Origin of the sequence: Microcoleus sp. AT9b-C3, from assembly GCF_036705485.1 — a bacterium.
In the GTDB taxonomy this organism is placed as follows: domain Bacteria; phylum Cyanobacteriota; class Cyanobacteriia; order Cyanobacteriales; family Microcoleaceae; genus Microcoleus.
In genome coordinates, this window is record NZ_JAUBUR010000018.1 from 59,870 (window position 1) to 73,462 (window position 13,593).

General features: G+C 46.4%; 14 protein-coding genes. 5 read left to right on the forward strand and 9 right to left on the reverse strand.

What is annotated here, in order from left to right; translation table 11 throughout:
* Positions 1 to 375: 375 nt before the first annotated feature.
* Positions 376 to 2,919 carry a mannose-1-phosphate guanyltransferase gene (locus QUB77_RS17290; RefSeq protein WP_333175262.1) on the forward strand — a complete coding sequence of 848 codons (2,544 nt, stop codon included), beginning with the start codon at positions 376 to 378 and terminating at the stop codon, positions 2,917 to 2,919.
* 17 nt (positions 2,920 to 2,936) lie between these two features.
* On the opposite strand, the gene QUB77_RS17295 is transcribed toward QUB77_RS17290, so the two are convergent.
* Positions 2,937 to 3,083, reverse strand: coding sequence for a hypothetical protein (locus tag QUB77_RS17295; RefSeq protein ID WP_333175260.1), 147 nt, complete (start codon positions 3,081 to 3,083; stop codon positions 2,937 to 2,939).
* Positions 3,084 to 3,111: 28 nt separating this feature from the next.
* On the opposite strand from QUB77_RS17295, the gene QUB77_RS17300 reads away from it, so the two are divergent.
* Positions 3,112 to 3,669, forward strand: coding sequence for a single-stranded DNA-binding protein (locus tag QUB77_RS17300; RefSeq protein WP_333175257.1), 558 nt, complete (start codon positions 3,112 to 3,114; stop codon positions 3,667 to 3,669).
* Positions 3,670 to 3,821: 152 nt separating this feature from the next.
* Here QUB77_RS17300 and QUB77_RS17305 read toward each other — a convergent pair whose 3' ends face one another.
* The 5 genes from QUB77_RS17305 to QUB77_RS17325 all read right to left on the reverse strand — a co-directional run bounded on the left by QUB77_RS17305 (position 3,822) and on the right by QUB77_RS17325 (position 8,717).
* Positions 3,822 to 4,169, reverse strand: a complete 348-nt coding sequence (locus tag QUB77_RS17305; protein WP_333175255.1) for a hypothetical protein — start codon at positions 4,167 to 4,169, stop codon at positions 3,822 to 3,824.
* A gap of 589 nt (positions 4,170 to 4,758) precedes the next feature.
* On the reverse strand, positions 4,759 to 6,570 hold the full coding sequence (locus QUB77_RS17310) for a mechanosensitive ion channel family protein (protein WP_333175252.1): 1,812 nt from the start codon (positions 6,568 to 6,570) through the stop codon (positions 4,759 to 4,761).
* Between the two features lie 393 nt (positions 6,571 to 6,963).
* On the reverse strand, positions 6,964 to 7,590 hold the full coding sequence (locus QUB77_RS17315) for a hypothetical protein (RefSeq protein ID WP_333175249.1): 627 nt from the start codon (positions 7,588 to 7,590) through the stop codon (positions 6,964 to 6,966).
* A gap of 600 nt (positions 7,591 to 8,190) precedes the next feature.
* On the reverse strand, positions 8,191 to 8,451 hold the full coding sequence (locus QUB77_RS17320) for a hypothetical protein (protein ID WP_333175246.1): 261 nt from the start codon (positions 8,449 to 8,451) through the stop codon (positions 8,191 to 8,193).
* A 32-nt stretch (positions 8,452 to 8,483) separates the two neighbouring features.
* On the reverse strand, positions 8,484 to 8,717 hold the full coding sequence (locus tag QUB77_RS17325) for a hypothetical protein (RefSeq protein ID WP_333175244.1): 234 nt from the start codon (positions 8,715 to 8,717) through the stop codon (positions 8,484 to 8,486).
* Positions 8,718 to 8,939: 222 nt separating this feature from the next.
* Here QUB77_RS17325 and QUB77_RS17330 point away from each other — a divergent pair, with 222 nt between their 5' ends.
* Positions 8,940 to 9,161 (forward strand): helix-turn-helix transcriptional regulator, encoded by a 222-nt coding sequence (locus QUB77_RS17330; protein WP_333175241.1) that lies wholly within the window; start codon positions 8,940 to 8,942, stop codon positions 9,159 to 9,161.
* Positions 9,162 to 9,205: 44 nt separating this feature from the next.
* On the opposite strand, the gene lipB is transcribed toward QUB77_RS17330, so the two are convergent.
* Complete coding sequence (gene lipB, locus QUB77_RS17335; protein WP_333175238.1) at positions 9,206 to 9,883, reverse strand: lipoyl(octanoyl) transferase LipB; 678 nt, start codon at positions 9,881 to 9,883, stop codon at positions 9,206 to 9,208.
* A gap of 151 nt (positions 9,884 to 10,034) precedes the next feature.
* On the opposite strand from lipB, the gene hpf reads away from it, so the two are divergent.
* Together hpf and QUB77_RS17345 are read left to right on the forward strand one after the other, a co-directional pair.
* Positions 10,035 to 10,688, forward strand: a complete 654-nt coding sequence (hpf, locus tag QUB77_RS17340) for a ribosome hibernation-promoting factor, HPF/YfiA family (protein ID WP_333175235.1) — start codon at positions 10,035 to 10,037, stop codon at positions 10,686 to 10,688.
* Positions 10,689 to 10,863: 175 nt separating this feature from the next.
* Positions 10,864 to 11,502, forward strand: a complete 639-nt coding sequence (locus QUB77_RS17345) for a Uma2 family endonuclease (RefSeq protein ID WP_333175233.1) — start codon at positions 10,864 to 10,866, stop codon at positions 11,500 to 11,502.
* Between the two features lie 122 nt (positions 11,503 to 11,624).
* Here QUB77_RS17345 and QUB77_RS17350 read toward each other — a convergent pair whose 3' ends face one another.
* The gene (locus QUB77_RS17350) at positions 11,625 to 12,083 is read right to left on the reverse strand and encodes a peroxiredoxin (protein WP_333175232.1); all 459 of its coding nucleotides are present in this window, start codon (positions 12,081 to 12,083) and stop codon (positions 11,625 to 11,627) included.
* A gap of 288 nt (positions 12,084 to 12,371) precedes the next feature.
* Positions 12,372 to 13,268 carry a metal ABC transporter permease gene (locus QUB77_RS17355; RefSeq protein ID WP_333175230.1) on the reverse strand — a complete coding sequence of 299 codons (897 nt, stop codon included), beginning with the start codon at positions 13,266 to 13,268 and terminating at the stop codon, positions 12,372 to 12,374.
* Positions 13,269 to 13,593: the final 325 nt, after the last annotated feature.

Genomic DNA, 13,593 nt, shown 5'->3' on the forward strand with positions numbered 1-13,593 from the left:
CTGTCAAAAGTCGAGGATTCTGAGGACTTATACCATTTTAGATGGAAGAATTGAAGAATTAAAGCATTGGTAATGACTGATGACAGAAGGGTTTCGAGCACGGGCCTACAGTTGCATTCTTTTTTTTAACTGGTATTACCCAACATCCCCTACAAATCCGAGCTCGACCGGGGGATGGGTGCGATGCCGCCAGTTCTAATTCGGTTGAAATCGGTTGCTGTTGGGGGACGGCCTGGCCGAACGGGATTGACCAGACGTGTCACTACTCGAAGATATTTAAGTAAGAACTGATTGCTGGTGGCCGACGAATTACAGCAGGCAAACTTTTTCTAGCGGACAATAGCGGTAGAGAGCTTTCTAAGCAAGGAGGATTTTATGCGTGCAGTGCTGATGGCTGGGGGGTCGGGAACGAGGCTCAGACCCCTGACGTGCGATTTGCCCAAACCGATGGTGCCGATTCTGAATCGCCCGATCGCAGAACACATTATTAATTTGCTAAAAAGGCATCAGATTACGGAAATTATTGCGACGCTGCACTACCTTCCCGATGTCATGCGCGAATATTTTACTGACGGGACAGAGTTTGGCGTTCAAATGACTTACGCTGTGGAGGAAGACCAACCGCTGGGTACGGCTGGTTGCGTCAAAAATATTGCTGAACTGCTCGATCGAACTTTTCTGGTCATCAGCGGCGATAGCATCACAGACTTCGACTTAACCGCAGCGATCGAATTTCACCGCAGCAAGCAATCCAAAGCCACGTTAATTTTAACTCGCGTTCCCAACCCAATGGAATTCGGGGTCGTGATTACCGAGGAAAATTACCGCATCAGTCGCTTTCTGGAAAAGCCTTCTAGCAGCGAAATCTTCTCCGATACGATCAATACCGGCATTTATATTTTAGAACCCGAAGTCTTGGATTACCTGCCGGTAAATCAGGAGTGCGACTTCTCAAAAGACTTGTTCCCCCTGCTACTGGAAAAAAACGAGCCGATGTACGGCTACATCGCCGAGGGTTACTGGTGCGATGTCGGCCAGCTAGATGTTTACCGGGAATCTCAGTACGACGCGCTGCGGGGAAAGGTCAAAGTGGATTTGAGCTACTACAACGAAGTTCGATCGGGACTTTGGGTAGGTCAGAATACTTTTATTGACGATAGCGCGATCATCGAAGTACCGGCCATGATCGGCAACAATTGCCGAATTGGAGCCCGAGTTAAAATCGATGCCGGTACAGTGATCGGAGATAACGTGACTGTCGGGGCGGACGCCAACCTCAAACGTCCCATCGTCTGGAACGGAGCAATTGTCGGCGAAGACGCTCATCTTAGGGCCTGCGTGATTTGCCGGAGCACCCGCGTAGACAGGCGCGCTCACGTCCTCGAAGGTGCTGTGGTCGGTTCAATGTCCATCGTGGGAGAAGAAGGACAAGTTGGGCCAAGCGTGCGCGTCTGGCCAAGCAAAAATATTGAATCCGGCGCTCTGTTAAATCAAAATTTAATTTGGGGAGAACAAGCTAAGCGGAATTTGTTTGGTCAGCGTGGGGTTCAAGGACTGGCAAATGTGGATGTTACCCCGGAATTTGCGGTGAAATTGGGCGCGGCTTATGGCTCGACTTTGAAACCTGGGACTTCGGTATCGGTTTCTCGTGACCAGCGGAGCATTTCGCGGATGGTTTCGAGGTCTTTGATTGCTGGTTTGATGTCGGTGGGAATTAATGTGATCAATTTGGAATCGACGGCAATTCCGATCGCGCGCACGGTTTCGTCTACGATATCAATTGCCGGCGGCATTCATGTTCGCATTTCGCCCGATCGCTCCGACCACATTTTAATTGAATTCTTCGATATCAAAGGCATCAATATTACTAAAGGAGCTGAGAAAAAAATCGAGGGGGCTTATTTTAAGGAAGATTTGCGGCGAGCTCTAATTCCCGAAATTGGAGAGATGACGTACTTTAACCAAGCTCTCGATGTTTACAACCGCATTTTTGAGCGGCAGATGAATGTTGAGGCAATACGCTACAGCAATACTAAGGTGGTAATCGATTACGTTTACGCAGTTTCTGGAGCAATTCTGCCCCAAATGCTTGCCAAGTTCGGCTGTGATGCGGTGGTTCTCAATGCTAGTCTCAAACAGACTTCTCTAAGCAACGGGGAACGGGAATATTTGCTCGACCAACTCGGCCGGGTGGTGAAAGCACTCAGCGCTAATTTTGGAGTGCAGGTATCGGCTAACGGCGAACAGCTCATTTTGGTAGATGAGTCTGGGATAGCGATTCGTGGGGAAATGCTGACGGCGTTGATGGTAAATTTGATGCTGACTTCTCATCCCAAAGGTACAGTAGTAGTGCCGGTGCATGCGTCTTCTGCGGTGGAGGCGATCGCCCGACGCTATCAAAGCAAGGTAATCCGCACGAAGGCGAACCCAACTGCTTTGATGGAAGCTGCTAACAGGAACCCGAATGTGGTTTTGGGCGGCAGCGGCCTTATGGGTTTTATTTTCCCGCAGTTGCATCCCGGATTTGACGGAATGTTCTGCATTGCTAAAGTGATAGAAATGATGACGATTCAGGAGCGATCGCTCGGACAGATCAAGGCGGAACTTCCCCGCATCACCCACCGCAGTTACAGCGTCCGCTGTCCTTGGACTATCAAGGGTTCGCTGATGCGACATTTAGTAGAAACTCATTCGCCCGATCGTTTAGAATTATTAGATGGAGTGAAGATTTTTAACTACAGCGACGACAATTGGGTATTAGTTTTACCCGATGCTAGTGAACCGACGGTTCATATCTTCGCCAACAGTGAGGATCGAGATTGGGTATCTGAAACGTTGAAGGAGTACCGGGCCCTCGTTCACGATTTTGTCAGTCAAGCCGAGGCGGCGGTTCTCCAAGATAAATTTGGTAACGTGTAATCCGTAATGGGTGACAACTAATACCGAATAGCGCCGAAAAATGAGTCATCACCAATTACCAATTTGCAATTGGCAATTCCCAAAAGCAAGACGCACAAGTCATCGGTACACGGATAGCTATTTTTTCCTTCTTCCTTCTTCTTTCTTCCTTCTTCCTTCAACATCCAATTCCCAATTACGCACAGATAACAGATGAATAGCTGCATTTTGATGGCGGAAATAATTCAACAACCGCAACTCCGTTATACTCCTGACAATCAACTTCAAATCGCTGAGATGTTGGTGCAGTTTCCCGGCCCAAAACCCGAAGATCCGCCCGAACATTTGAAAGTGATAGGATGGGGAAATTTTGCTCAAGAAATTCACGAGAAATATCACGAGGGCGATCGCGTGATTATTGAGGGGCGGCTGAGCATGAATACGATCGAAAGAGATGGTATTAAAGAAAAGCGCGCTGAACTGACTGCTCAAAGGATTTACAGTGTCGGCGCCGATGCAATGAGTTCGGCTCCCCCAACTAGAACTGCCCCCGAACCGGCTCAAATTCGCGACACGGCCCCGGCTAATGTGCCGAGCAATGTAGTACCTTTAGGCTCGCGTAACCGCAGTTCTAACAGCGCTCCAGGTGGCGCTAACCGCACGTCTAGTTCTGATTGGAACTCGCATCAGTCTTCAAATTCTGAGTCCGATCGATCTTCGAGTTCGTCTAATGAACCGGAAAATCCCGATTACGATCCGATTCCGTTTTAAAAATTAGGGTGCGTCACTTTAAAACTGGACTGTTAGATCGAAAGTGACGCACCTTAATTTAAGGGCGATTCCCTACGGGATAGCTTTGCTTCACGCACTTCAGGAAAAAAGGGAGATTGAATTTGGCTGAACTACCAGCTAAATTGCAAATTTTACAGCTCGATTGTCACAACTTTTTTCTTGCTTTTTTCGTCGCGCAGCACGACTGTATTGTAGGGCGATGTATCCGTCCCCAGCGGAATTGGTAGCTTAAAGCTCGCGCTCTTATGCTTAAGTTCGCCTAAATCAATGCTTTTCGTTATATTGCCATCTGTGGCCAGATAAGCGGTAAGTTCGCCTTTATAATCTTCAATCAAAAAGTCTCTGAAGAAAAGGACTTCCCCACCCTCGGTATCATCGATAGCAAGGATGACCGTACCCCTAAACGTTGCGCCTTTTTGTTCTTCATCAACCGTCGCCATTTTAATTTCCGAGGGGTCTTGACCGGACATATCTGCCATAAATTTTTTCTCCTGAGCGCAATAATTAACAAGAATCCTACCTGACGCTAGGGGCGATCGCAAAACTCTTAGGACGTATTTCTGCATCGGTCTTGCTTATCTCTAAGGTTATAGAAGCCCGCGAGCGCGCATTATAGCACCAATTCTCTCAATTCTTGTTGAGTCAGTAAGTAGAGACAGTTAAAATTATCTCTTCTATGATACCCCCAAGTCTCGCAAACACCGCCACGTTAATTCGATTCGATATTTAGCATCCTCAGTCTGGAGTTTTTAAGTGATTGGATGGAGAATTAAGCCTGCTATTTTTGATAATTTAAGAGCGATCGCACTTTGCTCAATAAAGGGCGATCGCCCTTAAAGATTATTCTTTCCAGTAACGAGTTAAAATCCGCATTACTTCACCTGCGATCGGGGATGGTAAAGGCGGGCTCCATTCCCCAAAAAAAAGCAAAACCCAAAACGTGCAGCAGGCTGATGAGGCTTTCCACTCCTTTGGGAATCCCGCAAATCAACAATCGGATCGGTTGTTTGCCCGTCAGTACATTGGGAATTTATTCGCGCAGTTCGGGAACGGACTTTGGCGGTGATATCATAAAGTTTCCTCCTGAATATGGGAGTTCCAGCCCATGTTATAAGTAATAGATTGTGGTTTACCAATCCGAATGTTATTTGCTTCAAATGCTTGACGCACCCGTAGACGGAACTCGCGTCCAACACTCCACTGTTGCATCGGTGCTGTTTTAAGCCAAACGCGCACTAGCATTCCAGTGTGAGAGAGGTCATCAATGCCCAATACTTCGGGTGGTTCGGGTAGACGATCGCACCAATCAGGTTCCTGATACATCTGCTGCGAGACTTGGCGCAACACATCGAGAACTTGTCTGGGGTCATTGTCATAGTCCACCACAATGGAAAAATCAACTCTTGACCAGAGGCGAGTTAAATTGCAGACATTTACAATCGCACTATTGGGAATTGTAATGAGTTGACCTTCACTATTGCGGAGTTGAGTCACTCGCAGGTTGAGATTTTCGACCAAACCACCCTGGTTATCAATCTGAATCACATCTCCCAGGGCAAATTGATCTTCGATCAAAATCAAGCAACCGTTGACCAGATCTTTAATCAAGCTTTGGGAACCAAAAGAAATTGCTAACCCAACGATCGCACCTCCTGCCACAATCGAACTGGTCGGAACATTAAACAGACTCAGTGTCCAAATAATTCCAATGATTATCAAAACAAAGGTAGCGAGTCCTTTTAGGGCTTCAGCAATGGTGTTACTTCTTAGGGCAATGCGTTGTGCTTCTGGGAGTGGGATTAGTGGATTGACTGTCCAGGAATGCAACAAGCGATCGATTAAACTTTTGCTGAGGCGGATTGCGAAACTAATGCCAAACCAGATCGCAATCAATGCCAGGGGTGTTGACCAGACGTAAACACTCCATCGCATTAACAAGGGGATAATTGAGATGATGCGTGCAATGCCGACGTACCACATCAAGATGAAAATCCAGAACAACGCCCATTGGAGAAATTTGTCAATATCTAATCGACGCTTCACACTAAATTGGTGTTGCAGGATTGCCAGAAATTGCGTTAGCGAAGCCCTCGAAGAGGATCGCACATCTGCAATCTCTCTCGCTTCGGTTTCTTCTCCTGCAATCGTCTCTGATGAAATACTGGGTTCTGACTGATGCGCTTTTTTCGCTTCTGCATTCGCCAAGGGCACACGATTAGTAGACGCAGTTAATTGCTCTTGATACTGGCTTTCCAGAGTTTTTTGTCTGCGGGTCAAAATTCGTCGCACAAACCAAATTACAGCACTGGCAATCAGCAATCCCAGTAAGATTTGCAATGCCTGCCCCAATCGTTGTCGAACGGCTTCTGGTGTCGTTAACTGCTTGAACCGAGCGACTTCATCTTGAAGAATGGTTTGCCATGCCTGAGTTAATTCGTCCAGGGTTTTACCGTTAAAGTCAGCATCTGGTTCTGTCAACGTCACGAATCGGATCGGGCGAGAAGATCGATCGTCACTAATTTGGATAATGGGTCGATTATTGAGTGTAGCGACCGTCACAATTGGTGTTTGTTTAGCAGAGTAGGTTCGATAGAAAACCCGCCACAGCCGCTCATTCACGTCCTGTGCCCGAACTTCAACTGGAAGAAAGCCATCTGGGATTTTGTCTCGATTAAAAATTGTAGGAGAGGTCACTTCAAACAACTCTTTACCGTCCAGCGGTGATTTGATTGAAGCTGTTTCATATTCTCCGTGGCGGCTGACCTCAGATGGAGGATTGAAGGAATTATTCGCAGCACCAGATGGCAGGGAAGGCACTTGACTCTGGGCGATCGCACCCCAACCTATCACCAGCGCGATCGTCATGAGGCTAATTAGCACAAACCGGATTGTGAGACGAAGGAATCGATTAAAGGGGAACATATTTGTCGGGACGTGATTGAGCAACCTGATATTGAAGCTAGGCTCACCCTTAAGAAGAATACCGTCAATTGTTTGGTCACGGTGAGGCGAAGCAAGTCAACAAAGCACTAACCTCGCAATCGCACCAGTTCGTCTCGCCAAGAGGCAACCAACGCATCGGTCTCCACGTCTGGCCCAGTGTGCTTCACCCGCCATTTGCCGGTCGCCAGTTTGTCTTGCGCCCGCTCATGCAAGCACGCTAAACCGACTTGCTAGAATTAATTTGGCAAGTCGGGGTTCGACGAGGGGGGAACCGCAGAGAATTTTGTCGGTGTCAGTTAGCAGTTAACTGCTCCTTTTGTCAGATAGCAATTACTTCTGACAATCCCCTGAACCACCGGTGTAAACGATCGACTGGTAGCGCCCTTCATCCGTTCGGATTGTTACGCAATAGTTGGTTTTGCCTTCTAGCCAATAGGTGTAACCCCCTTCATCAGCCTTAACAAAGCGATAACCCCGTTGTCTGATAGCGTTTTCTGCCTGTCCTGCCCTTGCCCCCACTAAATCGCGCAACTGAGGGACGGTAGTACCCGCATCAGGCTCAGAACGAGCAGCAGAACCTCCATTAGTTGTATTACCTGAGTTTTGTCCGTCGGCAGCCGTATCCCAATAGACAAAAATTGATTCAGCGGCGAGGCGATAAATCTGTCCGCGATCGCCCAATCCGGCTTGCCGATAGGCTGGTTGCCCATTTCGATCGCGATAGTTCCCCGGTTGATTGCCCACAGGGGTCAAGTCATAGCGCTTACCATTTTCCAATTGAATCTCTACTGCGCCCTGCCGTTGAGAAAAGGTACAGGGACTCGAAGACACGGCGCGATCTTCTCCTTTGGGATACACATCGCAACGGGCATTCACCGTATCAGCTTTGACAGATACGGTCAAACCCAGAGAAGCGATCGTCACTGTTACTGCTAAAAGCGAATTGACAAGTTTCATCAATACAAAGCCCTTGAGTATGACAACGAAAATGATATTTGATGTACATCCGCTAGATATGTTTGTTAATGACTATTTAATAGTCCTAAGCTGTTAGTCATTTAAATTTATTGCCTCAACCCCTTGCAGTATGGGGTCTAGCCCACCAATAGTGCAGTTTGAATGTCGAACAGCTTACTACTTGTGGAATGTGCATCATCTGCGAGTTGACCTTTATCAAATTATCGCGGTATGCACTCCGAGTCAATCCGCGAGGTTAAAATAAATGGTGTAGCAGGTCAAAAAAAGGTACAATGGGAGCATCTCATATTTGTAAAAACACTTCTTCTGGCTCCTTCCTTCTTCCTTCTGACTCTTTTCTCCTGACTCCTGACTCCTGACTCCTAACTCCAATTTCTAGCTTCTTGGCTGCAAAAGTGAGATACTCCCGGTACAATTGGGCGGTAATAGCACAAACAACAGCCTTGCCAGCAAAACTTTCCAGAATAATTGTAGATCTTTCAGAATAAGTTAAATCAGACCTAGAACGGTTGGCAAAATCGCATTATCGGTCAGTCTCCAATATGGTTGGGCATTAATTGAAGAAGCAGTCGATCGAGATCAATCTGAGGGGATAATTCCCAGCAAATATCGATCGCGACAAAGAATAGTGAAACAGAAATTTAATATTTTCTGGTGATGGTAAGGGCGATCGCCACAGAAAATAGGACGCGCGATCGCGAGATATCTAGTAAAGTATGGAAAGAAAGCTTGCAGGAAGTTGAAAAGTGCGATCGGCAGATGTACTCTAATAAAAATTAGAGTAAAAACTAAGGAAGATTTTTTGAGGAATCTGTAGAGAGTAATTTGATGCGATCGCACTTCAATCGAGAAAGGGCGATCGCCCTTAAAGATTATTCTTTCCAGTAACGGGTTAAAATCCGCATTACTTCACCTGCGATCGGGGATGGTAAAGGCGGGCTCCATTCCCCAACTTCAGCAAAACCCAAAACGTGCAGCAGATTGATGATGCTTTCCACTCCTTTGGGAATCCCGCAAATCAACAATCGGATCGGTTGTTTGCCCGTGGGTGCGTCGGGAATTTCTTCGCGCAGGAGTTCGGGAACTGACTTTGGCTGTGATATCATAAGTTTTAACTAAACAAATAGTCGGATAGCGATCGCCCTTGAGTTTTCGAGGCCAAGGGGCGATCGCTTTTCCGTTTGTACATCCTCAGCATAGTTCATTCGCGGCTGCCAGTCAAGCGATACGACAATAAATATTGCCGATACGGCAAAATAAGTGTTAGTGAAGGTTCCAGGATGCTAACATCACCTTGCAAAGTCCTGGCTAGTAGTTGAGCACCCGCAGTGATCCGTTGGAAATTGGCAGTTGTAATGGCCGATCGCAATATCAGCAATAAAGAATTGGCGGCGAGAGTTGGGATGCACCCAACATCTGTTTCTAAAATCAAAACCCGCCGCCGCCTCACGAGAATTGACGAAACAACTCTTGATGCTTTGTGCAAAGCACTAAACTGCCAACCGGGGGATTTAATGGTGTATGAGGAAGACAATGGCGATCGCACTTAAAAAACCGACTGCGATCGAATGCGTAAGGTTGACAGCGACGCATCCTACATCTGGGTTCGCACAATTTCCACTGCAAAAACGCGAGCAAACTCAGCGACAAGGATCGATCGCACTCGATCGACCTCAATTCCGGGGATAAACTGTTCTAAACTCCCAACAGGTCGATCGGGAATCCCGCAAGGCACAATTTGCCCAAAACCAGCCAGATCCGGGCAAACATTTAAAGCAAAACCGTGCATCGTAATCCAGCGGCTGACTTTAATCCCGATCGCACCTACCTTGCACCCATCCACCCAAACCCCAGTCATACCCGGAACCCGCGAACCCTTCAACCCGCAAACTTCCAGCACTCCCAGCAGCACTTCCTCCAACTGCCGCAAATACCAGTGCAAATCAGGCTGGTGACGGCGCAAATTTAAAATCGGATACCCCACCAATTGACCCGGACAATGGTAAGTCACCTCACCACCCCGTTCAACTCGGTGCAGTTCCGGCAGAGTTTCGCTGTCAAATTTCAGAAATTCCAACTTCGCGCCCTGTCCCAAAGTGTACACCGGCGGATGTTCCACCAAAATCAGGACATCTGGCAAATCTGGGTTTTCCCGGCGTTCTTGCACGAGTTTTTGCTGGGTTTCCCAAGCTTGGGAGTAGGGCACTTGTCCCCAATCGAAGAGCAAGCAGGGTTGTGCATTTAACGGTTGAGGGATGAGAGGAGAAATCATGAAAAAAATCAAGAGTGTATTTACGGAATATTGGCGCAGCTTAAATCAAGAATTGTCAACATATAATAAAAGATTTGGAAGATAAGTGTTTTCCAGAATACATAGTGCTACTGTATAAAATATACCCAAGTAAAAGAAGGGAGGGAGCTCTATGAAGCTTGTTATCCAGGGTAAAAATATAGAAATCACCGATGCGATTCGCGAGTACGTCAATCAAAAGGTTGAAAAGGCAGTTAGCCATTTTCAAACTTTGACTACGGAAGTGGACATACATCTATCGGTGGCTCGTAACCCCAGGATCAATCCTAAGCAGACTGCTGAGGTGACAATTTATGCTAACGGTAGCGTGATTCGGGCTGAGGAAAGCACGGAAAGCCTTTATGCTAGCATCGATTTGGTTGCCGACAAGATAGCTCGTCAACTGCGGAAATTCAAGGAAAAACGCCACGACAACAAGACCCAGAGTAGTGTTAAAACAGTTACGGCAGTTGAGGAACATCCTGTAGTAGCAGATCTGATTGGCGATCGAACTCCCGAACTTCCTGCTGAGGTGGTGCGGACTAAGTATTTTGCGATGCCTCCAATGACTGTGCAAGAAGCTTTGGAACAATTGCAGATTATCGATCACGATTTCTATATGTTCCGTAATTCGGAAACAGGCGAAATTAACGTACTCTACGAACGAAAGACTCACGGTGGCTATGGAGTTATCCAACCCCGGCACAGCAACGGTAACGGTAATAGCAAAAATGGCAAAACTGCCGAAAGCGCTACATCGGAAAAATCGAGTGTTGCAAAAAGCTAGATAATTGCTGACTGCTAATTGTTAATGGCTGCCAGTCGTTAGCAAAAAAGGACTAAAGTCCTTACTACGAACCACGAGTTTTTAGTAAGGAATTTAGTTTTTTCTTGGTTTTTTAAGATAATGATTCGTAGTCAGGACGTTGCTGATATTGCCTAGAGAAAATGGATGACAAATTATGCTATTGGAGTTAAGACAATTGAAGATTCAGCCGGGTCAGCAATTACTGGTTGAGGATGTTAACTGGCAACAATTTGAAAGTATTTTGGCGGAATTAGGAGAACGTCGTGCTTCCCGACTTTCCTATAGTAACGGACGGTTAGAAATTATGGTTCCTCTACCCGAACATGAAAAAGCCAAGGAAATTATTGGCGACATGGTAAAAATTTTGTTGGAAACACGACAAATAGCATTTGAGTCGTTAGGTTCGACAACGTTGAAAAATGAACGCATGAGTCAGGCTGTGGAACCGGATACCTGTTTTTACATTCAAAATCAAGCAGCCGTTATCGGTAAAAATCGCCTCGATATGAGCGTTGATCCGCCCCCAGACTTAGCTATAGAAATTGATCTTACCTCTCGCACGCAGTTGGATAATTATCAAATTCTAGGAGTGCCGGAACTTTGGCGGTACGCACGGCGAGGGCTACAAATCAACGTCTTGCAAGCCGAACAATATATTGAGTCTGATGTGAGTCCCACTTTCCCCAATATCCCGATTGTCCAACTGGTGAATCAGTACACCCAGCAGAGTCAAGTTGCTGGCAGAACCACCGCTATTCAAGCTTTTAAAAATTGGGTAGGGGAAAATCTCTAGTCTCATAACTTTCTTCCTCACTAAAAACCGTTAGTTCGCAGTCAGGAATTTAGTGTTTTCTTGTTTTTGAGACAAGGAGGACTTTCGTCCTCACTACCAACAATATATTTAAGCAAATCCCTCTAACTTTTGATTGTTTCTAAAGTTTTGATTGCTTCTGAAACGTGTGCTTTGAAGTCTAACATGGAGTCAAAAACATGCTTGACAATGCCTTCTTTGTCAATGACATAAGTTACTCTACCGGGCATAATCCACAGGGTAGCGGGAACGCCGTATAATTGCCGCACTTTGTTGCCAGTATCGCTCAGCAGTGTAAAGGGTAGCTGATATTTTGCCGAAAATTGCTGGTGCGATTGTTGCGAATCTTCACTAATTCCGATAACTTCTGCACCTGCGTCTTTGAAGACTTCGTAACTATCTCGAAAAGCGCAAGCTTGGGTTGTGCATCCGGGCGTGTCGTCTTTGGGGTAAAAGTAGACTATGACGTTTTTTTTACCTTTAAAATCTTTGAGGCTGACTGATGTGCCAGTTTGAGATGGTAAGGTAAAATCGGGGGCGGTGTCTCCTACTTTGACTGTCATGTTTTTTAACTGAGTAGCTCTGTTTGGGTGAAATTTTAACTTTTGTTATTGTACTGTCTTTTGAGCAATTGTTCGTAGTTGCGATCGCCCGCTGCGACAGCCTCCCCTTTTTGCTTTCTCGCACTCAAACAAAAAAAACCTTTTGACAACATCGGGATGCTGCCGGCGATTCGCAGTTAGGCGGATTAATTGGAGAAGCTTTTTTGAACCGCAGATGCACGGGGATTAACGCAGATTGTTATTGAAAATTGGAGGCGCGGCGCTCAAGTGTTACTAGAAACTTGATTGTTATCGGCCTTTAGTTAAATTTTTTAATTCCCGCCAGATTGGAGGAATTTGACCAGAGTGTGTGCGGGGCTGGGTGAGGATTCCTTGAGTGGGACTGAACAGCAATGATAGGACAAATAATCCCGATGCCACTAAAACTATGGCGGGCCCGGATGGTAAGTTATAAAAGTAGCTGAGATACATTCCGCTAATGCTGGAAATAACTCCGATTATTGCGCCTAAAATCATTACTTGGTGCAGGCGAGTGACTAGGAGATAGGCGGTACTTGCGGGTGTAATTAATAGGGACAAGACTAGCACTACGCCAACGGCTTTGAGGCTGGCAACTATGGTGAGGGCGATGAGTACCATTAGTCCGAAGTTGAGCAGGTTTACTGGCAAACCTGTTGCTTGTGCTCCTAATGGATCGAATGTGTAAAATAGCAGTTCTTTGTAAAAGACTACTACAACTAATAAGACTATGGCGACAATGACGGCTGTGTCGATCGCATCTTCGACAGTCACGCCCAGGATGTTGCCGAAAAGAAAGTGGTTGAGGTCGATTTTGTTGTCTTTTTGGACGATCGTAATTAAAGTGATGCCGAGGGCGAAGAATGCGGAAAATACGATGCCCATTGCCGCGTCTTCTTTGATTGTCGATCGAGCTTTGATCCAAGCTATGATTACTGTACTCAAAACTCCGGCAATGAACGCGCCGATAAAGATATTTGCTCCGAGGATAAAGGCGATCGCCAATCCGGGCAAAACCGAGTGGCTGATGGCGTCTCCGAGCAAGGCCAGCCGCTGTACCATTAGGTAGCTGCCGACGATCGCGCAGACGATGCCGACGAGAATGGCAATTACGAGCGATCGCTGCATGAATCCGTACTGCAACGGCTCAATTAAGGTTTGTATCATAAAATTATCAAATCAAAGTTAACTAATGACTAACAACCAAAGCAACCAGGTTCGATCCGAGATGTTGCACCATTCTCAATAAGCTTTTTATGAACAGGCTTTCCGGCCTGTTCCACAATAAAATTCACTCTTTGTGGAACAGGCCGGAAAGCCTGTTCTTGAGAATGGTGCAAGATGTGAGTTTGAGCCGAGATTTATCGTTGCCCAATTCAAGATTATCAAAAAAACCGGGTTCAAGAGGGTAACTCCTAGATTAATGACCAAGAATTTCAAAGGTGGTATCCGCCACGTGATTTATCCGTGGAATCAATCGAAAATCGCAAAT